Raw genomic sequence first — 20,218 nt, forward strand, 5'->3', positions numbered from 1 at the left:
ATTCATTATGATGTATCTGCATTGATTTATAATTTGAAACCTTTTACAATCATCTGTATTGATACAAACACCAATACAGGTATGAAAATCATTCTAATAGTCTTACTTCTTAAATTCTGCATAATTTTTGTACCTATCGTAGCACCTATTAATACACCTAAAGCTACCGGAGCAGCTATTTTAGGATCTATATTTCCTCTTAATAAATAAACTCCTGCACTTGCCGCAGCTGTAACGCCTATCATAAAATTACTAGTAGCACTAGAGACCTTAAGAGGAAGTTTCATAAACAAATCCATAGCCATAACTTTAAATATACCGCTGCCTATTCCAAGAAGTCCTGATATTACGCCGGCAACATACATCATACTGAATCCGCCATATACTCCATCAACATTATAGCTTACCTTTTGTTTTAGTACCTTATCATAATACTCCCCATTTAAGCTTAACTTTTCTGCCATTGGGTGCGTTTTTACATCTTTAGGCAGTTCCTGTCCCTTCTTTTTAAGCATTGCAACTGCGGAATAAAGAAGAAGAACTCCAAATATAACATAAAGATATTTTGAATCTATTAAGCCGCTTATAAACGCACCTGTAATAGCACCAATAGTGGTTGCTATCTCTAAAAACATTCCAATTCTTATATTTGTTATTTTATCTTTTATATATGCTATTGCTGCACCGCTGGAAGTAGCAATTACTGAAACTATGCTGGCACCAATTGCGTATTTAATATCAATTCCAAATAATAATGTTAGGGCTGGAGTAATAATAATTCCACCGCCTAAGCCTAAAATTGAGCCAAAAATCCCTGCTGCTATAGATAAAATTAATATTTGTATAGTTAATAATGTCATTGTTGTCTCCTTTCTGCTCCGAGTGAAATTTTAGATTCTATTACCATCGCGGCTGCCCCGACGGCCATAGTATATTCCTTAAAATATCCACCCTTACTAAATTTAATATTTGCATTTGATGCATTAATTTTTTTAATAGCCACTTCTGTAGAAAGCTTATAAAAAATATCTGAGTTATATATTGTTGGTCCGCTTAAAATCACTAATTGCGGATTAAGAAGGTTTATATAATTTGTAAGCGCCGTTCCAAAAACAATAGCCGAATTACTTACTACTGCTTTCGATATTGGCTCACCTTTATTAGCTAAATTAAAAACATCTTTATAGTCAATAGAATCCAAGTAATTTTCTGTGCAGCTTTTATTTTCTTTTTTAAATTTACTTTTAAATTCCTTTACAATTGAATATATGGACGAATAGCTTTCCACGCATCCACAGTTTCCACAATAGCATTCCCTTCCATCAATACTTATAACCATGTGCCCAAATGCATCTTCTCTATCATTTATAGCCCTAATTATTTTTCCTGAAGTTATAACTCCTGTTCTTATACCCATTCCACAATTAAAATAAGCAATATTGTCATATCCTTTTCCAAATCCATAGAAATACTCTCCTAATACTGCACAATTAGCACCGTTATCAATAATTACAGGTAGTCCTAGTCTGCTTTCTAAACTCTCTTTTATAAGTTTAGATTTAAAACTTGATTTTCCCATATTTGTAGAGCTTGTTTTCGTTTCTTTTTCTCTTTCTAACGGCCCTATTACTCCCACACCAACTCCTAACAAATAGTCGCTTGTTATATTGATTCCATATAAGAGTCCCTTAACAGCTTCTACAATACGTTCTACTAAATCTTCAGACGAATACCAATCTTCTCCTGAAAATCTTTTCTCTTTTATAATCTGCATCTTTAAATTTGTAAGTACAATTTGGGTATAAGTTCTTGATATGTCAATACCGATGCTATAAAACTTTGATGAGTTTACATTGTATAGTGCAGGTTTTCTGCCACCAGTAGATTCTCCCACAGACTCTTCAATAATTAGTTCTTTAAAAATTAAATCGCTTATTATTCTGTTTAATGTGGTAAGTTTTATGTTAGTTAAATTTTGAATTGCCCGTTTAGTTAATGGTCCCTTCTTCTGAATCAAGCTAAAAATCATTTTTCTATCTTGCTGAAGTTCTTCTATTATCTTAGACATTACAGTTATACCTCAATTTTTAAATCATTTGTTTTATAAGAGGTATGATAACTTATAACCAAATTGGTCATAAGTTATCATAAAAAAATTAATTGGTTTGTTTTATTTTGTTTTTAAAATAGTAAAAGGCTAATGCTAGAAGCCACAATACAACTCCCGATAAGCTGACAAGCTGGGCTATTCTTATATTTCCAAGCATTAAGCTGTCAGTTCTTAGTCCTTCTATAAAAAACCTACCCATAGAATATAGACCGACATATGTGAAAAATACTAATCCTATTTTCTTGCTTTTCTTTAAGATTACGAGAAGAATAACAAACACACAAATATTCCATATAGACTCATATAGGAAAGTTGGCTGATAATAGATACCCTCTATAAACATTCCCTTTTGAATAAACTGAGGAAAATGTTTTATAAAATCATAGCTTACTGGTCCCCCGTGGGCCTCTTGATTAAAAAAGTTCCCCCATCTTCCCATTGCTTGAGCAAGTATAATAGATGGAACAGCAACATCACCTAATTTAAAAAAATTTATTTTTTTATGTTTTAGGTAGAGAAATGCAGTTAGTACACCAGCTATTAAACCTCCGTGTATAGCCAAACCACCTTGTCTGGTGTTTAGAATTTGGCTTATATTATTTTTGTAATAGTCAAATTCAAATAATACATAATATAATCTTGCACCAATAATACCTAATGGCAGTGCTAATAAGATAGTATTTATGAATGTATCATAATCAATTTCTCTATACTTGCAGGTGTACTGTGCTAGTATCATTCCAAGCATCATACCGCTTGCAATAAGTATTCCATACCATCTTATAGGCAAACCAAATAAATTAAATGCTGTTGGATTCAACTTACCACCCCTTTGAAAATTTTTACATTCATATTATAACTTATAAAGCTAAAAATGCCTAATTAAGCAGAAAAGTAATAAATTTTTGTTTTCTTATTATACTATTCAAACCTGTTTCTAATTATTTTATAGCAATAACAGTGCATAATGAATTGACACTCTCTTAGAAAATAGAATAACAAAAAATCGGAAACATTATTTGTATGTTACCGATTTTTGATAGAAAAGATATAGTATTATTTTTGTCGAGATAATCTATCTAAATACGAAACTGCATTTAAAGCTGCTACCTGCCCTTCACCCATGGACTTTAGATACTGATAAGGCTTTCCTACAACATCACCTGCTGCATAGCATCCTGAAAGATTGGTTTCCATATCTCTATTTACCTTAATATGACCATCTTCAACTAAAAGTCCAGGTACAAGCTGATCTGGTGATATATTATCTCTTAAAATAAATACTCCATCTGTTTCTAGTTCAATATTTTTTAATATAACTTTATCGACATGATTATCGCCAATTATTTCTACAGGTCTATCATTTATAATCTCTATATTCTCATTTAAATCATATTCACCCTTAAACATGGGTATGAAATAAACCTTTGAAGCCAGTTCGCTAACATAGTTCGCTTCTTCCATTGATTCCTTATTGTAACCAATTATAGTAACTACTTTATTCTTATATAATGGAGCATCGCAGGTTGCACAATATCCAACCCCTCTTCCAAGAAACTCACTTTCGCCTTTAAATGGCTTTCCAAAGGAAACTCCTGTAGCTAAAATTAAAGATGAAGCCTCATAAATTTTATCGTTAACCATTAAAGCATAATATTCTCCCATGGCATATATGCTGTCTACTCTTTCATATGCTATCTGAATATCCATTTCAGTTAAATGTTCCTTAAACTTTTCAGTTAGAACCTTGCCGCTGATTCCATAAAAACCAACATAATTATTTATCTTAGGTGCAAGGTATAACTTATTGCTTAAGTTTTCATAACCAAAAATTATTATGTTTTTATTTCGGATTTTTGCATTGATTGCTGCTGTGATTCCTGCAGGTCCACTTCCTACAATAGCTATATCATATCTTTCGCCCATCTTATCATCCACCTCTTAAGAGTAATGCTATATTAAACTAAATATATTTGACTCTTTCAATTATAGTTATATGTGTTTTTCAAGTTTATCCATAATAGCAGCTTTTGGCATAAATCCAACAAATTGATCAATAACCTGTCCGTTATTAAATACTAAAACTGTCGGAATGCTAAACACTTTATATTTCATTGCTATATCTTGATTTTCATCAACATTTACCTTCCCAACCACAGCTTTGCCTTCTAATTCATCTGCTATCTCCTCTATAACTGGTCCTAGCATTTTACAAGGTCCGCACCATGCTGCCCAAAAATCTACCACTACAGGTATGTCTCTGTTTATTACCTCGTTGAAATTTGATTGATTAATACTCATTGCCATAATCTTTTCCTCCTTATATTTAGAAACATGAAGTTCACTTTAAATGTTTGTTTGCGCAAAACTCATATACCCCTACCTGGTATATATGTATAATACTACTATATTCGAAATTCGTCAATGCCTTTACAAAGATGATCTGTTTTTAGGGTAATAGTACGTATGAGCATTTCTTCCATAGTTCAAATATTTTTTTCATGCCCACCCTTCCTCAAATTTCTTAAAAGCGCAAAAGATTATTAATCTTTTACTTCAACCCATTTCATGATATCATATCCTCATATCTAGATATCGCAATATAATAATATGAATATTGTGGTATAATGTGACTATAATACTTAATATCATTTAATATAAAGTATTATTAGATGCGGGTCAAAAGGATGGTGACATAATGAACAGTGTATCTTTTATATTGGCGTTTTCCGCAGGGTTATTGTCTTTTCTTTCTCCATGTGTTTTGCCGCTTGTTCCTGCTTATGTAAGTTATATTACGGGCACAGCCATTGGGGAAACGAAAAACAAAAAATCTAATCTATATGTTCTTTACAAATCATTTGGATTTGTTATTGGTTTCTCACTAATATTTATCATAATGGGAGCTTCAATTACCTCGCTTGGGAAAATTTTTATTAAGAATCAAGAAATATTCAGAAAGGTTTCTGGAATTTTAATATTTATTTTCGGGTTACATACAACAGGAATATTTAAAATTTCATTGCTTTACCGTGAAAAAAGATTTCTTACGTTTAGAAGAACAAATGGTACTTTTGGTTCTTTCTTGATAGGCATGGCTTTTGCTGCCGGATGGACACCATGTGTTGGACCAATATTATCATCAATTCTTGTTTATGCAAGCAGTATGGAAACCATAAGTAGGGGAATTTTTCTTCTAGTATTCTATTCTTTAGGTCTTGCTGTGCCATTTATTCTAACAGCCTTAGCTATTGACAGCTTATCAGTAAGGCTAAGAAATTTAGGAAAATACTTAAAGATAATTTCTGTGATAAGTGGAGTACTAATGATTGCAATGGGAGTTTTAATATTTACGAATAAGATAGGTATTTTAAGCCAATACTTAAATTTTATCAACTTCTAGTAAAAAGGAGAGATTTACATGAAAAGGACATTAATAGTTTTAGGTATATTATTTCTCATATGCGGTTCTACATATACAGTTTACAATTATAATAAATCACTCAGCAAGAGTCCTGCAGCTATAACTTCTAAGCAGAACTCTGACTCTACTCAAAATCAAATTTCAACTAATAACAGTCCTGTATCAGAACAGAATAATAGCAATACTGCTTCTAACAATAAAACTACCTTTAAGAATGCTAAGGTAAAAGCTGCTGATTTTAAACTCAAAGATTTAAATGGTAAAGAAGTTTCATTAAGTGACTTCAAAGGAAAAAAAGTATTCTTGAACTTCTGGGCAAGTTGGTGCCCTCCATGTAAAGCTGAGATGCCTGATATTCAAAAGCTTTATCAGGAAACCAAAGATTCTGATTTAGTCATATTAGCTGTTAACTTAGATACAGATAATACTACTGCGCAAAACTTTGTAAAAAACAACAAATATACTTTCCCCGTATTATTAGATTCAGATAATGATGCTGCAATCAAATATCAAATTGTATCAATACCTACTTCATATTTTATAGATAAAGAAGGAAATATTGTAGATAAACATATTGGTTCAATGACATTAGAAAACATGAAAAGTTATATAGACAATATAAAATAAGAATATCACATGCAATTTGCTTAAGATGAAGAAAGCCTTATAAAAATAACTTATAACCCTTTATGAGGCATTAACCTCACATTAAAATAACTTATTATCCTAATAAGTTTCTACTATCAATAGTTATTTTAATTAGGGTATATAAGCTATTTTGTTTTTTTCTCAACCAATTTTCCCGAAGACATAATGCACAATCTATTACCTAATCTCGTAATATCTTACCGTAGTCATTCACTCTTTATATACCATTAGAGCTTTACTATAAAAAAAATTAGATAGAGGCGTCACTAGAAATTCTAATGATACTCTATCTATATGGTTTATCTCTCAAGTTTTCCTCTATATCTTCCTGTACCGCCAGCTATGTTAACTATATTGAATCCGTGTTCCTTTAAAATTCCACAGGTCATTGAGCTTCTTGAACCAGAATGACATATAACATGATATTCCTTTGACTTATCAAGATATCTTTCAGGTGCTTCTAATATTGTATCCATTGGAATGTTCTTAGCTGTTGGTAAATGTCCACCTTTATATTCATAAGGTTCTCTTATATCTATTAGATCTATTTTACCTATTAAGCTATCTATTTCATTAACATCGATTGATTTTACTATAGGCCTTTGCATAAATGGAAACATAAAACTTCCTCCTTTTACTCGTAACACGTGGCAATCTATACTTGCCCGTTCCCACTCGCAGATTGCCCGTAAAAGGTCATTTAGACCTTTTACTTCCTTTAACTTACTATAATATTAGTATCTTCTTATATACTTATATTATGCTTATAATTTTATTTTGTCAATACTAAAAAATAAATATTATTATTTTATCTATTCCTCAAATATCATGTTATAGAATCTATTTATCTTACTATCTATATCCTGCATGCTGATATGTCTTGCTTCTCTAATAATTTCCTTACCCTCAATAAAAACAAGAACAGCCGGAATAGTAAATATATTGTATGCTGCTGAAATTTCCAATGATTTCTCTACATCTACTTGATAACTTTTAATTTTAGGATAATCCTTTAATAATTCTTCAACCTTCGGTTTCATAACATTACATACATTGCAGCTGTTACTTCCAAAATATAAAAGTACCATTTTATTATTATTTATTAATTCTTCAATAGTTTCCTTTGAATCTATGAAATCCATAATATATCAACTCCAATTTAATATAAGAATTTAATTATATGCTTATATTAATTCTAGATTTAACTTTTGTCAACATCATGTCTTTGAAAGAAGTAAAAGCTGTTTAATAAAGGTATAGCAAAAACTTAAGTGAACATAAATAGTAACCTAAAATTAAAAGGAAAGCTAAAAAAATCAACCTTCCTTTATGGACCATTCTATAATCCTAATATTTTATCAATGCCCTCTTGATCAAATCCAACAACAATATTCCCATTAATATCTATTACGGGTACTCCTCTTTGGCCTGACTTATTAATCATTTCCTTAGCTGCTGTTTCATCTCTAGAAACATCTTTTTCAGTAAATGATACATTATTTGACTTTAGGTAATCCTTTACCACTCTGCACCATGGTCAGGTTGGTGTTGTATAAACTATAGCATTCATTGTTTTTCCTCCTAGATTATATAATTCTCACTAATTATATTGTACTAACCACTTTAATTTATACTTATATTGCTAATAATCTCATTACTTTTTATAGTGTTTTCTTTAAATAATTATATTTATGGCTTAATGTAGGCATATCCTTCAGACTGCTTTTTAATAAGTTCACTAACACCTGATGGAACTACTGTAACAAAACTCAGAAGCGACTCTTCATCAACTTTATTTCCAACTAATGAATTTCTGCAAGCTATAAAGCGCACTCCTAACTTGTAAGTTGATGTCATTTTATTTATAGTTTCATTGTATTCATTATCCTCCAACACATAATCAATAACTGCATAGCCATTAGCAACTATCTCAACAATTACATTATCTCTTCCCAAATCTTTAATTAAATTATTTACATTGGCCAATACTGTACTCCGTTTTTCAGATTCATTTATATGAAATATAACCTTATATCCTTCCATAATAACTTCTCCTTTTTTTAATATACTTTTCTTTATTATGATTAAAATATATCTTTATATAATTTTCAAATCAAGACTAATATTCACCCTACTGCATTTTCCTAATTATATTTGAAGAATACAAATAATACACTAAGGAAACTACTAATAATCAATCACTATACTATACCAAATTTTCAATTAACATTATACCCTCCAGGGGTTTACTCTTGCTTTATTATATGTTACTATTATATCGTAATATATAAATATATAAATTAGGCGTAGAGGTGATATTTTGCAAAACGTAATATGGTGGTTATTAGCCGCTTTCATTATTTTCACATTGCTTAGAAAAAGATTTTTTATGTTTAATAATAAAAATGTAAAGAATATTAATGCTGATGAAGGTTATAAATTAATAAATGAAAATAAAAATATGATTATTCTTGATGTAAGAACCAAGGGTGAATTTGAGTCAGGTCATATACCTAAAGCTAAGAACATACCCGTTCAACAGTTATCTACAAGGATTAAAGAATTAGAAAAATATAAAGATGTACCTATTCTTGTACACTGTGCATCAGGTGGAAGAAGTCCATCTGCTGTAAGAGCACTTGCAAAAAATAATTTTACACAAGTTTATCATCTTAACAAAGGTCTTATGTCCTGGAAACATCAGTTAAAAAAATAGCTTAGAAGTAAAGAAACTACAGCAATGAAATTATACGCTTTCATAGTTGTAATTTCTTTATTTTAATCCTACATAAAATTAGTCCTTTATGACTAACATCTATCCACTTGCACTTACAAATCCAAAGCCTTGGATTTTATCCTAAACTTCACCCACTTTGACTATTACAGGTGTTTCCTCTGTTTTTGCGATGATGAGTTTTTTTCTTTCCATTCCCATTATTAAGAAAATTAAATCCTATATTTTTCTCAGATCCTAAAACTAAAAACAGAATAAGTATACCTAGTATAATATTCTTAGATTTACCATCTGCTCCATCTATAAATCCATTTAAAATATCCATTTTTTCTCCTCCAATTTGTATTATTTTAAACAATATATCTATATATCGTAATATTATAATACGGATACTGCTCTGCAACTGTGCACAAATAATTTCAAAAGCAAAGTATTTATAAAACATAACATTAGATCAAATTTTATCTTTTAAATATAATGTTCTTTATAAGTCTTAAATTTGTTAGAAGGAAATATGGATAATGCTAATATTAGTGAAAAATTAAACCTTTTTAATGAATATTGGAATCCTAAAATTGTGAGTGAACTAAATGACTCATACATCAAATTGGCTAAACTTAAATGAAAAGACCGTTGAGAACTTAGAAAAAATATAATTTTAATTTCTTCATAATTGCTCCACAATCACTCATTATAATTAATTACATAGAAATAAATTTCACTATTAAAAAGGAGGATTTTATTTATGTTTTGTGGTGGTTTTGGAGGTTTCAGAGGATACGGCTTAGGACCATCAGGTTCCATAGGATATGGATGGATGTTCTTAGCAATGGGCTTTAGGCTATTAATATTTATAGGGCTAATAGTCCTGGCTTTTAAACTATTTAAAAATTATTCTAATAAAAAATCTAGTGACAGCATGAGAATACTTGATGAAAAATTCGCTAGAGGAGAAATGAGTGAAGAAGAATATTTGAGAAGAAAAACTATTCTTTTACAAAAAAACTAGAGAGCAAGCTCCCTAGTTTTTTTAACATATATAAATTATAATATAATCGCAATTATAAAGGTTTTGAGGTGATATACATGAATAATGTATTTAAAATATTAGTTATAGATGATGAGCAGAACATAGTTGACGTAGTTAAAGCTTATCTTGAAAAAGAAGGTTTTGAAGTAATTACAGCTATGGACGGCAATACTGCACTTAAAATATTTAATAAAGAGACTATACATCTTATAGTTCTAGATTTAATGCTTCCGAAGGTCGCTGGCGAGGAAGTATGCCGCAAAATCAGAGCTGTCTCAAGCGTACCAATCATTATGCTTACTGCAAAAGTAGACGAAGATAATAAAATAGAAGGAATATCTATAGGTGCAGATGACTATTTAACTAAACCTTTCAGTGTTCGAGAACTTGTAGTAAGAGTTAGGGCCTTGCTTAGAAGATCCTATAGAGATGTTACCCCTATGGCTGATATTTTAACCTTTAATAATGGAGATTTGGAGATAGATATTAATAAAATGATAGTTAAAAAACAAGGTACGCCAGTAAGCTTAACAACTAACGAATTTAAAGTTTTAACTATACTCCTAACTAATCCAAGGCAAGTGTTTTCCAGAGAGCAATTGGTAGATAAAGCTTTTGGAATAGATTATGAAGGCTTTGATCGAACAGTTGACACATATATAAAAAATATCCGTCAAAAAATAGAAGATAATCCTAAGGAACCAAAATATATAATAACCGTCTATGGAATGGGTTATAAATTCATGTCGGGTTTATTTGAGGTTTAAAGCCTGTAAAGGAGGAAAAAATGAAATTATCTTTGATGAAAAAGTTATCCCTAGGCTTTCTTTCTGCAGTTCTAGGTTCCATTATTTTAGCAAGCCTTATATCAAATTACACTGTAGGAAAAGAGTTTAAAAAATATTTAGTTGATGAACATAAAACAAAAGTAGATAATGCCATAAAAATTATTAATGAGTTATATAGTACTGAACAAGACCCTTCAAGTATAAGTACTCAAGAAATTCAAAGATATGCTCAGCTTCAAGAATTATATATAGAAGTACATGATTTAAACAACAACATCTTATATTCATCCGGAAATTCTTATTTGCAGCACAGCAGTATGATGGGTAACATGATGGGTGGTATGATGAATGGCTTTTCTGGAATGAATATAGGAGAATATACCGAAAACAAATATCCTTTAGTTGCTAATAATAAAAATATAGGAACTATAGTAATAGGCTACTTTGGAGCCTCTTATCTATCTTCTGCTTCAGTTACTTTTTTAAGAACTCTCAATCACTCTTTTATGTTATCAGCTATTGCAGCGTTATTTTTTGGATTTATTATTAGCGCCATTATCTCAAGACAGCTTTCAAAACCTCTTGTTAAAATAACTGAGACGGCAAATAAGATGAGAACTGGAGATTTAGAGGTAAGAGCAAATATAAATACCTCTACAAAAGAGATAGATGAACTTTCTAATTCTATTAATTACTTAGCAGAAACCTTAAATAATCAAGAGATGCTTAGGAAAAGATTGACTTCAGATATGGCTCATGAACTCAGAACTCCCCTAACTACATTAAAAACACATGTAGAAGCATTTATGGACGGGATTTGGGAGCCTACCAACGAACGATTTGAAACTTTTTATGAAGAAATTGAACGGATGACAAAGATGGTTGATACCCTTCGCAACCTGGCAAAGCTGGAACAGAGTAATCTTAACTTAACCAAAAGCACTATCAATTTATCAGACGAATTAGAAAAGATTATCGACACATTTAAGCCGCTTTACATTAAGAAAAACTATGAATTATCTAGCAGCATAGCACCGGGAATAACAGCAATAATTGATAAAGATAAATTCAAGCAAATCATGAATAACCTGATTTCAAATTCTTACAAATATCTCAAACCTAATGGACAAGTTCATGTAGTACTAGAAAAGGAAAAACAAAATATTATAATTAAGGTTATTGATAATGGTATAGGAATACCTGAAAAGGATTTGCCTTATATTTTTGAACGTTTTTATCGGACTGATTTATCTCGTAATAAAAATACAGGTGGTTCTGGTATTGGGCTTACGATAACAAAAGCTTTTGTTGAGGCTCATGGAGGAAAAATATATGTAGAAAGTAAAGTTAATGAAGGGACTACTTTTATCGTTGTACTTCCAAATAATGCTACTGATAACAAATAAGAACTAGTATAAATCAGACTAGTTCTTATTTCCCATAAACTGTATTTGTTATTTTTTATACCGCTCATTATTTATAAAATTGAACTCATAATTTGGTAGTCTTCTTCTCCTACTCCTCCGCACATGCATCTTAAACCTGAATTTACGAAGCAAGACCTATAAACTGCATCCCTACCGTATTTTAGCCTTATATCGTCAATTGCTTTATTTATTCTTCTGTCTTTATCATAATCAAAAGTATCTAATAGAGAGTACTGGTAGTAGTCATTATTACAAAGATCAGTAACATGAACTCCAAGGTGTCTTAACGGCAATCCTCTCCATACATCATCAAACAAATAAGTACACATTTCGTATATTTTTCTTGTGGAATCTGTTGGTGAATCTAGCTTCTTTTGCCTTGAGTAAAACCCCATATCTGTACCTCTAAGTGAAATACTTATTACTTTACAGCAATTTTTAGAATCCCTAAGTCTCATTCCAACAGTTTCACATAAAGATAATAATACTTTATAAGCTGTCTCCTTATCCTCAACATTAAAAGCTGTAGTAGTTGAATTTCCCATACCTTTCATCTCTATATAATTGCTTTTTCTGACTTCTGAATTATCGATTCCATTGGCATAGTTCCATATAAGCACACCATGACTTTTCAAGCTTTTCTTTAAAGCATTTATATCGTAGTTTGCCAAATCTCCAATAGTGAATATATTTAAATTATGTAGTTTAGGTACTGTGGCTCTTCCAACCATAAATAGATCCTCTACAGGAAGTACCCACATTTTTTCCTTTATCTCATTAGGGAATAAAGTATGTATCCTATCAGGCTTTTTTAAGTCTGAAGCAACCTTTGCTAATAATTTATTATTTGAAATACCTATGTTTACAGTGAAGCCTAGTTCCTTCTTTATCCTTTCTTTTATTTTTTCAGCTAAAACCATATAATCTGGATATAAGCTTTCCATATTAGAGAAGTCTAAAAAACTCTCATCTACTGAAAACCTTTGGATGTTGGGTGTGTACTCCTGAAGTATATTGTTCAATGCATTGCTGCACTGCATATAAAGCCAGTACCTAGGAGGTACTATCACAATGTCAGGACACTTTATTCTGGCATTATAAAGAGTCTCGCCTGTTTGAATTTTATATTTTTTTGCCGGTATTGATTTTGCCAGGACTATGCCATGTCTGCTTTCTTCATCTCCCCCAACTATGGAAGGAATTTCTCTTAAATCAATTTTTTCACCCTGCTGCAGCCTATAGGCAGCTTCCCAAGATAAATACGCACTATTAACATCAATATGAAATATTAATCTACCCATAAAACATCATCCCTACAAAAGAATTATTTTCCCTACTCAGAACATTAGTTCGTATATATTATATCTCCTATTCCTTATTTTTAGAAGTAATTTTTTTAATTTTTCAGATTAATTTAGCAAGATACTGCTTATAAGGTTTAATCATATAATAGAAAAAGCGATACCTATTAAGATATCACTTTATCTAGACGTCCAGGATATTAATTTTTAGATTGCAATCTTGCTGCTCCACTTTCCGCATCTGTCTCCAAAACAACCAACTTCATTATCATTCTCATGAATTTTAACTACTTCGCATTTATTTGAGCAGCCTTCGCATTCAAAGCTTTTAGACACAAATTTACTATCCGCCAAATTAAAGCCTTTAAAATTAGTTTTTCCTGTCTTTTCTGCTGCTGACTTTGCAATAATTGCAGCGCCTATAGCACCCATCATATTATAATGCTCCGGCACTATTACTTCAAAACCTAAAGCACTTTCAAAAGCAGCTTTCATACCTTGATTTGCTGCCACCCCGCCTTGAAAGAAAACCTTGGGCACTATATTCTTGCCTTTTCCTATATTATTAAGATAATTTCTAACCAAAGCATCGCAAAGTCCTCTTATTATATCAGCCTCATTATAACCAAGCTGTTGCTTATGTATCATATCAGATTCAGCAAATACTGCACATCGCCCTGCAATTCTTACAGAAGTACTAGCATTTAACGCGTAATCACCAAATTCTTCTATAGGAATATCTAACCTTTCAGCCTGCCTGTCAAGAAATGATCCGGTGCCCGCTGCGCAAACAGTATTCATTGCAAAGTCGGTAACCACCCCGTTATTTAAAATTATGATTTTAGAGTCCTGACCTCCAATTTCAATAATAGTTCTAACTTCTTTATCAATTTCAAGAGCTGCCACTGCATGGGCCGTTATCTCATTTTTAACTGCATCTCCTCCAATTAAAGTTGAAGCAATGTGTCTTCCGCTTCCAGTAGTACCAGCGGCACCGATTTCTATTCCTTCATACTTGGTTTTTAAAATCTTAAAACCTTCTTGAATAGCTCTTATAGGTCTTCCTTTTGTTCTTAAATAAAGTTTTTCAGCTACATTCATTTTCTCATCTAAAAGTACAAGGTCAGTGCTTACTGAACCTACATCAACACCTAGATAATGCATTGTATCGTCTCCTCTCAAGTAAGTCTACAAAGGCTTCTATCCTTGTAACATAACCGGCTTCACCTGTCATCTCATCTACAACAAGAGACATAATAGGAAAATCTTTATCCTTGGAAACTTGCGGAAGAATAGCCTTAGAAACAATTTCAGGCATACATCCCATAGGGAAAATTTGAATAGCTCCATCAAAGCCTTCTTCATAGGCTAAAACAGCTTCCCCTACACATTCTCTTGCATGACCTCCGATTTGATGGGAAAGATATTCTTTTGCTCCCCTTTTTATGTCAAGTGAATTTAGCTTAGTGGGTACTAAAGCAGTATTTTTTACCCACCAGCTTGGAGTTAGTCTTCTTTTTGTTGAAACCCCATAGTCCATAAGCTTTTCTTCAATATATAAATTTGAAAAAGGTTCAATTATAGTATATATTTCACCTATTATAGCAATTTTTATTGGATTTATATTTGTATTTACTTCTATACCATTTATCTTGTTTTTATAGTTAGTTAGCAGCTTAATCATAGCTGTAGGATTATTACAGTTTAATGCATCTCGTTTAGCGCTGTTTAATATTATTTTACATTCACCTTTTATTTTTTCGTATCCAGCAAGATAATGCGCTCTTGCTTCAATTTCATCTATTAGGTTCATAACCTTTACAGCATTAAATAAAGCTTTTATCTGCTCGTACTTAGTCAGATTACTGCTTAATGATATTTTATTTATTCTATTATATAATTCCTTAATACCTATATCTCCCGGTGAATCTATTACTATAAATTGTAGCTCATGACCCAGCTTTTTCAATAAATTCATCTGCATTTCACAGTATTCTCCAAACCTGCAGGGTCCACAGCTTCCTGTAAGAATTACAGTGTCAGCACCTTGCTCAATTGCCTGAATATAATTTCCTATCATTATTTTAAAAGGAAGGCATATTTCTTCCGGTGAATAAAAAGAACCGATTTCCAGTGAAGAATTGCTGTTTAATGGCGGTATAACATAGTCTATATTGAGTCCATCAAATAACGCCTTTGCAGCTAAATATACATTACCCAAGTGAGGAAGTGTTATTTTCAATTAAAACCCTCCTTTCAATCATATCCACAAAAGCTTCTATTCTTGTATCAAGACCAGCCTCTCCTGTATGCTCATCAACCTTTAATATCATAAATGGAGACTCACCTATGTTATCCTTTATAAGCTCTACTATTACAGAGTCTATTCCGCAGGCAAAGGAAGATACATAAATAATTCCATCAACTAATTTATTTTTATGTGAATGAACCGCAAAGCCGTAAGAATTTCTTGCAAAAGTCCAAAAAGGCCTTTTATAAAGCTTTTTTACTTCATTGTCTATTAGTTCATCATTAATGCTTTCCTCTGTTATTACCCCAACACCAAGATTGTTTAGTTTTTTTACTAAATTCATATTAATAAAATTGTCATAAAGATTATACGGATGTCCTACTAAGGCAACATTGATACTATAATTCTCATTTTTTATTCCTGTTTTAAATTTATTTTGTTCAAATATTGCTGTTTTGAAGGCTCTTTTAATTGCTGTCCTGCTGTTAGTAATTTCTTTACCAGCTTCCATTGCAAAGCTATATAATTTACTTTCTGAAACAGCATAAAAAGGAGCCGTTATTGCTCTCGGCACATCAGGTATAGTATTTAAAATCATTTCAGGAAGCCCGCAAAACTTGGGACATATGTACTCTCTTTTTCTGATTTGCATTATTCTGGGTATTAACATAACATCACACTTATCTCTTAACGAAGCAACATGTCCATGAAATATTTTAATAGGAAGGCAAGCTTCATCCACACAGTATTTAACGCCTTCATCTAATATTTTCTTGTTTGTATCCTCCGAAACAATAATTTCAGCTCCAAGTTCATTAAAAAAGCTCTTAAAAAAAGGATAATACTTAAAGTATAAAAGTCCCTTTGGAAATCCTACTTTCATATTTGCCTCCATATAAAAATTTACGTACCATTCAAATATTTTTACCTTAATTTATGTAAATATTCCATTATCTAATAAAATCAAGATTTTATGCTTATAACAAAAAGAAGGCTGGAATAGTAAGCCTTCTTTCTATTTTATATATTTTTTTACATTGCTCATGTGTTCTTCATAAGTTTTACTAAAAACATGTCCTTTTCCATTAGCCACATAATACAAATAGTCATTTTCTTCAGGATATAATGCAGCTTCTATTGATGGCTTTCCTGGTGAAGCAATTGGCCCTGGTGGGAATCCTTTATACAAGTAGGTATTATATACATCCTGTATTTTTAAATCATCATAAGTAACCTTTTGAATTGTACCTTTACCTTTAGTAATAGCATATATAACTGCTGCATCAATTTGGAGAGGCATACCTTTTTTTATCCTATTATAAATAACACCTGCAATTCTGCTTCTTTCATTATCATTCGCAGCTTCCTTTTCGATTAAAGAAGCTATAGTTATAACTTGATTAATACTTAATCCAAGTTCCTTTGTTCGAATAATATATTTATCAGAAAACACACTTTTGAATCTATTAAACATTAGATTTGCAGCATCTTTCTCAGTATATCCCACTGGTATGTAATATGTATCTGGGTATAAAAAACCCTCCAAATCAAAATGGGTATTATCTCTTTTTGAAATCAAATCATTATAGGTCAAATCACTAATTGTTATATTTAAGAAATTATCCTTGTTTAGTGATAAATTCTTTTGCAATCTTTCACTGATTTGGTAAAGTGTAAAACCTTCCGGTATAGTTACTACTGCAAAATCTGATTGTCCATTTTGTAATTTTAATATCAATTCTTTATAGTTCATATTTGGCTTTATAATAAGTTTACTTTCTTTTATGCCGCTGCCCATTCCAAACAATCTTGCATACACAAGAAAGCTATTATTAGGTTTTATAATGCCCCTACTCTTAAATTGTTTTGCTACCTCGCTTAGAGAAGACTCATTTTTTATAATTATGTATGAGTTTTCCTTATTAATAGTATGCAGGCTGTGAAAGTATGAATATATTACACTTATTACTAAAACTGAAACAATTACAATACTAAATACTGCTATAGATTTCTTATATTTCAAATCAACTACCACCTCCATAGTTTGACAAATTCATTTTACATATCTAAAACCTAATATGCCTAACGTAACACTTTTATTATTCTACTAATATATCAAAGTATTAGAGTTTTCTCCACATTTTTGTTTTTTACCTTTACTTTTATTTTAATATCGAATCACAAATCATGTTTTCCATTTTATGTTAATTATTTGTTCATTTTATTTCGTCTAATCTTCATAAAATCCACACAATTATTTTATATACTTTATTTTATGATAAAAGGCACTAAAATGAGGCAAGCTTATAAATTGCTGCTGTTAATTAGTATTGAAATCATATAGTGTCTAGATTGAAAGCGAAAGGAGTAATTTATGAGTATTAAAACTGAAAAAATTAAAGTTTATGAAATGACCTGCGGTTCTTGTGAAAATCGAGTTGAAAGAGCCATAAAGAAATTGGATGGAGTATTAAATGTTAAAGCAAGCTTTTCCGGTCAGTTTGCTGAAGTTGAATATGATGATGAATTATGCAGCATAAACAAAATTAAAGCTGTCATAAAAGAGGCAGGCTACAGCACACAAAGTTCAAACGACTACAAGTTCATGGGTATCCTAATAGTTGTAGCCGCGGTTGTGCTGCTTGGATTAAAAACCAGTGGTTTTGATATGGAATCTAAGCTTACTAATGCTTCCTATGCTGTTCTTTTTGTAGTAGGAATTCTGACTTCCATACACTGTGTTGGTATGTGCGGTGGAATAATGCTTTCTCAAACCCTATCAAAAGAAAGTACTAATAAGTTTGAAGCTATGAAACCGGCTCTTTTTTACAACATAGGAAGAGTTGTTTCCTATACTATCCTTGGTGGAATTATTGGAGCTCTTGGTTCAGTATTTTCACTTTCACTTACCGCAAAGGCTGGTCTTCAAATATTTGCTGGTCTTTTCATGATTATGATGGGTTTTAATATGGCTGGTTTTAAGACCTTTAGAAAATTTCAAATAAGATTGCCTCATGCAGCCTGCAAAGCTAAGAACAAATCCGGTTCTCCATTTATTGTAGGTCTCTTAAATGGGCTTATGCCCTGCGGTCCGCTGCAAACAATGCAGCTATTTGCCCTTGGAACCGGAAGTGCTGCAAAAGGTGCATTATCCATGTTTATGTTCTCAATCGGAACTGTTCCTCTTATGTTAACCTTCGGTGCAGTTTCTGGTATATTAAGCAAAGGTTATACTAAGAAAATACTTAAATTCAGTGGCGTCTTAATAATCGTTTTAGGTCTTATAATGGGAAACAGAGGTCTTGCACTAGCAGGCATAAATATTAATCCAATGACAGCTCTAGCAAGTTCAAAGAGCCTTCTAGGAAGTAATTCAAGCGGAACCTCTAATTCAAACATTGCTAAGGCAACAATTAAAGATGGGGTTCAAACAATAACTATGACTGCCAACAATAATGGCTATACCCCTAACGCTTTTTACGTTCAAAAGGGAGTTCCTGTTAAATGGATAATAAATGGGGATCAAATTACCTCTTGTAATAATGCTATTGTAATTCCTTCTTTAAACAAACAACAGAAATTAAAGAAAGGTGAAAATATTATTGAATTTACACCTGGAGATAAAGACTTAAGTTTTAGCTGCTGGATGGGAATGATAAGAGGTGTAATAAAAGTAACTGACAAGCTTGATACAGTTGATACATCAAAATCTGATTCCTCTATACCTCCAGCAAGTACTGGTCCTAGCTGCTGTGCAGGTCCTGTAGCAGATGATGGCTCAGGTTCTGGAGCATCTACTCAGTCCAGCATTTATGGCAGTGATTTAACAAAGGTTCCTACAGATGTATTAGTTAATAAAGCATTATCAGCCGGAAAAATCCAGAGCGCCACTTTCAAGGGAAAAGGCTACGAGCTTCAGCCGCTCATTATCGTAACTGGCAGCAGCACAAGTACTAAATTAACCTTTGATCTAAATGCCTTTGACAACCCTGAAGGCGAATATACAATAGTAGATGCAAATACAGGAGATAAAGTTTCCTCCTTTACTGCTAAAAAAGGTATAAATGAGGTTGAATTTAGTCCTAAGAAATCAGGCGGCTATGCTATTGTTAAAGACAATAGTGTTCTTGGTATAGTTGAGGCCGTAGATAATTTAAAAACCACCGACTTAGAAAAAATTAGAAGCAAATATCTTGGTCAATAAAAACAATAAAAAAAGCTTTGGCAAACCTAATGCCAAAGCCTTTTTTATTATAGTGTTTCTATACCAGCAACATCATATCCGGCGTCATCAATAGCAGCCTTTATATCTACATCACTGACTTCAACTGTTGCTTCAAGTATAGCTGTTTTAGAAGCTAAATTTACATCTACACTAGTTACTCCATTAAGTTCGCTAAGAGCCTCCTTAACATGATTAACGCAGTGTCCACAGCTCATGCCTTCAACTAATATTTTCTTTTTCATATTTATTCTCCTCCATTATATTTATTATTTATAATTAG

23 protein-coding genes are annotated in these 20,218 nt (G+C 31.6%); 7 read left to right on the top strand and 16 right to left on the bottom strand.

Translation table 11 applies throughout. The features are described 5' to 3' along the window. Positions 1-26 precede the first annotated feature (26 nt). The 5 genes from JK636_RS21580 to trxA all read right to left on the bottom strand — a co-directional run bounded on the left by JK636_RS21580 (position 27) and on the right by trxA (position 4,417). On the bottom strand, positions 27-860 hold the full coding sequence (locus JK636_RS21580; protein WP_202751048.1) for a sulfite exporter TauE/SafE family protein: 834 nt from the start codon (positions 858-860) through the stop codon (positions 27-29). After that, positions 857-2,068, bottom strand: a complete 1,212-nt coding sequence (locus JK636_RS21585; RefSeq protein WP_202751049.1) for an ROK family protein — start codon at positions 2,066-2,068, stop codon at positions 857-859. Before JK636_RS21585 ends, JK636_RS21580 begins: the two co-directional genes overlap by 4 nt. Before the next feature lie 88 nt (positions 2,069-2,156). Further along, a complete protein-coding gene (gene lgt / locus JK636_RS21590; RefSeq protein ID WP_202751050.1) occupies positions 2,157-2,930 on the bottom strand; it encodes a prolipoprotein diacylglyceryl transferase in 774 nt (257 codons plus the stop codon). Positions 2,931-3,166: 236 nt separating this feature from the next. Beyond that, entirely contained in the window at positions 3,167-4,036 is an 870-nt protein-coding gene (locus tag JK636_RS21595; RefSeq protein ID WP_202751051.1) for an NAD(P)/FAD-dependent oxidoreductase, read from the bottom strand. Between the two features lie 66 nt (positions 4,037-4,102). Then, positions 4,103-4,417, bottom strand: coding sequence for a thioredoxin (gene trxA / locus JK636_RS21600; RefSeq protein ID WP_202751052.1), 315 nt, complete (start codon positions 4,415-4,417; stop codon positions 4,103-4,105). A gap of 391 nt (positions 4,418-4,808) precedes the next feature. Here trxA and JK636_RS21605 point away from each other — a divergent pair, with 391 nt between their 5' ends. Both JK636_RS21605 and JK636_RS21610 read left to right on the top strand, forming a co-directional pair. Next, positions 4,809-5,513 (top strand): cytochrome c biogenesis CcdA family protein, encoded by a 705-nt coding sequence (locus JK636_RS21605; RefSeq protein WP_202751053.1) that lies wholly within the window; start codon positions 4,809-4,811, stop codon positions 5,511-5,513. 18 nt (positions 5,514-5,531) lie between these two features. Continuing rightward, positions 5,532-6,161, top strand: coding sequence for a TlpA family protein disulfide reductase (locus JK636_RS21610; RefSeq protein WP_202751054.1), 630 nt, complete (start codon positions 5,532-5,534; stop codon positions 6,159-6,161). Between the two features lie 320 nt (positions 6,162-6,481). Here the strand turns inward: JK636_RS21610 and JK636_RS21615 are convergent, their stop codons facing one another. The 4 genes from JK636_RS21615 to JK636_RS21630 all read right to left on the bottom strand — a co-directional run bounded on the left by JK636_RS21615 (position 6,482) and on the right by JK636_RS21630 (position 8,225). Continuing rightward, the gene (locus JK636_RS21615) at positions 6,482-6,802 is read right to left on the bottom strand and encodes a rhodanese-like domain-containing protein (protein WP_202751055.1); all 321 of its coding nucleotides are present in this window, start codon (positions 6,800-6,802) and stop codon (positions 6,482-6,484) included. Positions 6,803-6,994: 192 nt separating this feature from the next. Continuing rightward, positions 6,995-7,324, bottom strand: coding sequence for a thioredoxin family protein (locus tag JK636_RS21620; RefSeq protein WP_202751056.1), 330 nt, complete (start codon positions 7,322-7,324; stop codon positions 6,995-6,997). A gap of 197 nt (positions 7,325-7,521) precedes the next feature. Next, positions 7,522-7,707: a glutaredoxin family protein gene (locus JK636_RS21625; protein ID WP_476727382.1), complete on the bottom strand. Its 186-nt coding sequence runs from the start codon at positions 7,705-7,707 to the stop codon at positions 7,522-7,524. Positions 7,708-7,871: 164 nt separating this feature from the next. Beyond that, on the bottom strand, positions 7,872-8,225 hold the full coding sequence (locus JK636_RS21630; RefSeq protein ID WP_202751058.1) for a DsrE family protein: 354 nt from the start codon (positions 8,223-8,225) through the stop codon (positions 7,872-7,874). Between the two features lie 277 nt (positions 8,226-8,502). Between JK636_RS21630 and JK636_RS21635 the strand changes: the two genes are divergently transcribed. Continuing rightward, positions 8,503-8,898, top strand: a complete 396-nt coding sequence (locus JK636_RS21635; RefSeq protein ID WP_243428281.1) for a rhodanese-like domain-containing protein — start codon at positions 8,503-8,505, stop codon at positions 8,896-8,898. 148 nt (positions 8,899-9,046) lie between these two features. Here JK636_RS21635 and JK636_RS21640 read toward each other — a convergent pair whose 3' ends face one another. Continuing rightward, entirely contained in the window at positions 9,047-9,241 is a 195-nt protein-coding gene (locus JK636_RS21640; protein WP_202751059.1) for a hypothetical protein, read from the bottom strand. Between the two features lie 420 nt (positions 9,242-9,661). On the opposite strand from JK636_RS21640, the gene JK636_RS21645 reads away from it, so the two are divergent. The 3 genes from JK636_RS21645 to JK636_RS21655 all read left to right on the top strand — a co-directional run bounded on the left by JK636_RS21645 (position 9,662) and on the right by JK636_RS21655 (position 12,140). After that, positions 9,662-9,925, top strand: a complete 264-nt coding sequence (locus JK636_RS21645; protein WP_202751060.1) for an SHOCT domain-containing protein — start codon at positions 9,662-9,664, stop codon at positions 9,923-9,925. Between the two features lie 77 nt (positions 9,926-10,002). Then, a complete protein-coding gene (locus JK636_RS21650) occupies positions 10,003-10,713 on the top strand; it encodes a response regulator transcription factor (protein WP_202751061.1) in 711 nt (236 codons plus the stop codon). A 20-nt stretch (positions 10,714-10,733) separates the two neighbouring features. Next, complete coding sequence (locus JK636_RS21655; protein ID WP_202751062.1) at positions 10,734-12,140, top strand: sensor histidine kinase; 1,407 nt, start codon at positions 10,734-10,736, stop codon at positions 12,138-12,140. 71 nt (positions 12,141-12,211) lie between these two features. On the opposite strand, the gene JK636_RS21660 is transcribed toward JK636_RS21655, so the two are convergent. The 5 genes from JK636_RS21660 to mltG all read right to left on the bottom strand — a co-directional run bounded on the left by JK636_RS21660 (position 12,212) and on the right by mltG (position 17,736). Further along, the gene (locus tag JK636_RS21660) at positions 12,212-13,462 is read right to left on the bottom strand and encodes a DNA polymerase Y family protein (RefSeq protein ID WP_202751063.1); all 1,251 of its coding nucleotides are present in this window, start codon (positions 13,460-13,462) and stop codon (positions 12,212-12,214) included. A gap of 207 nt (positions 13,463-13,669) precedes the next feature. After that, entirely contained in the window at positions 13,670-14,626 is a 957-nt protein-coding gene (locus JK636_RS21665) for an acyl-CoA dehydratase activase (protein WP_202751064.1), read from the bottom strand. Then, on the bottom strand, positions 14,607-15,704 hold the full coding sequence (locus tag JK636_RS21670) for a 2-hydroxyglutaryl-CoA dehydratase (RefSeq protein WP_202751065.1): 1,098 nt from the start codon (positions 15,702-15,704) through the stop codon (positions 14,607-14,609). The genes JK636_RS21665 and JK636_RS21670 overlap by 20 nt, the downstream gene beginning before the upstream one ends. After that, positions 15,676-16,596, bottom strand: a complete 921-nt coding sequence (locus JK636_RS21675; RefSeq protein WP_202751066.1) for an acyl-CoA dehydratase activase-related protein — start codon at positions 16,594-16,596, stop codon at positions 15,676-15,678. Before JK636_RS21675 ends, JK636_RS21670 begins: the two co-directional genes overlap by 29 nt. Before the next feature lie 132 nt (positions 16,597-16,728). Continuing rightward, complete coding sequence (mltG, locus tag JK636_RS21680; protein WP_202751067.1) at positions 16,729-17,736, bottom strand: endolytic transglycosylase MltG; 1,008 nt, start codon at positions 17,734-17,736, stop codon at positions 16,729-16,731. A gap of 351 nt (positions 17,737-18,087) precedes the next feature. Here mltG and JK636_RS21685 point away from each other — a divergent pair, with 351 nt between their 5' ends. Next, positions 18,088-19,917: an urease accessory protein UreH domain-containing protein gene (locus JK636_RS21685; protein WP_202751068.1), complete on the top strand. Its 1,830-nt coding sequence runs from the start codon at positions 18,088-18,090 to the stop codon at positions 19,915-19,917. A 47-nt stretch (positions 19,918-19,964) separates the two neighbouring features. Here the strand turns inward: JK636_RS21685 and JK636_RS21690 are convergent, their stop codons facing one another. Then, on the bottom strand, positions 19,965-20,180 hold the full coding sequence (locus tag JK636_RS21690; RefSeq protein WP_202751069.1) for a heavy-metal-associated domain-containing protein: 216 nt from the start codon (positions 20,178-20,180) through the stop codon (positions 19,965-19,967). Positions 20,181-20,218 lie beyond the last annotated feature (38 nt).

The organism is Clostridium rhizosphaerae, from assembly GCF_016765585.1.
Taxonomy (GTDB): domain Bacteria; phylum Bacillota; class Clostridia; order Clostridiales; family Clostridiaceae; genus Clostridium_AT; species Clostridium_AT rhizosphaerae.

Excerpts from the sequence above, each read along its gene's own strand:
- JK636_RS21580 (WP_202751048.1), bottom strand. The coding sequence starts at position 860 with ATGACATTATTAACTATACAAATATTAATTTTATCTATAGCAGCAGGG.
- JK636_RS21585 (WP_202751049.1), bottom strand. The coding sequence starts at position 2,068 with ATGTCTAAGATAATAGAAGAACTTCAGCAAGATAGAAAAATGATTTTT.
- JK636_RS21595 (WP_202751051.1), bottom strand. The coding sequence starts at position 4,036 with ATGGGCGAAAGATATGATATAGCTATTGTAGGAAGTGGACCTGCAGGA.
- trxA (WP_202751052.1), bottom strand. The coding sequence starts at position 4,417 with ATGGCAATGAGTATTAATCAATCAAATTTCAACGAGGTAATAAACAGA.
- JK636_RS21605 (WP_202751053.1), top strand. The coding sequence starts at position 4,809 with ATGAACAGTGTATCTTTTATATTGGCGTTTTCCGCAGGGTTATTGTCT.
- JK636_RS21610 (WP_202751054.1), top strand. The coding sequence starts at position 5,532 with ATGAAAAGGACATTAATAGTTTTAGGTATATTATTTCTCATATGCGGT.
- JK636_RS21615 (WP_202751055.1), bottom strand. The coding sequence starts at position 6,802 with ATGTTTCCATTTATGCAAAGGCCTATAGTAAAATCAATCGATGTTAAT.
- JK636_RS21620 (WP_202751056.1), bottom strand. The coding sequence starts at position 7,324 with ATGGATTTCATAGATTCAAAGGAAACTATTGAAGAATTAATAAATAAT.
- JK636_RS21630 (WP_202751058.1), bottom strand. The coding sequence starts at position 8,225 with ATGGAAGGATATAAGGTTATATTTCATATAAATGAATCTGAAAAACGG.
- JK636_RS21640 (WP_202751059.1), bottom strand. The coding sequence starts at position 9,241 with ATGGATATTTTAAATGGATTTATAGATGGAGCAGATGGTAAATCTAAG.
- JK636_RS21645 (WP_202751060.1), top strand. The coding sequence starts at position 9,662 with ATGTTTTGTGGTGGTTTTGGAGGTTTCAGAGGATACGGCTTAGGACCA.
- JK636_RS21650 (WP_202751061.1), top strand. The coding sequence starts at position 10,003 with ATGAATAATGTATTTAAAATATTAGTTATAGATGATGAGCAGAACATA.
- JK636_RS21655 (WP_202751062.1), top strand. The coding sequence starts at position 10,734 with ATGAAATTATCTTTGATGAAAAAGTTATCCCTAGGCTTTCTTTCTGCA.
- JK636_RS21660 (WP_202751063.1), bottom strand. The coding sequence starts at position 13,462 with ATGGGTAGATTAATATTTCATATTGATGTTAATAGTGCGTATTTATCT.
- JK636_RS21665 (WP_202751064.1), bottom strand. The coding sequence starts at position 14,626 with ATGCATTATCTAGGTGTTGATGTAGGTTCAGTAAGCACTGACCTTGTA.
- JK636_RS21675 (WP_202751066.1), bottom strand. The coding sequence starts at position 16,596 with ATGAAAGTAGGATTTCCAAAGGGACTTTTATACTTTAAGTATTATCCT.
- JK636_RS21685 (WP_202751068.1), top strand. The coding sequence starts at position 18,088 with ATGAGTATTAAAACTGAAAAAATTAAAGTTTATGAAATGACCTGCGGT.
- JK636_RS21690 (WP_202751069.1), bottom strand. The coding sequence starts at position 20,180 with ATGAAAAAGAAAATATTAGTTGAAGGCATGAGCTGTGGACACTGCGTT.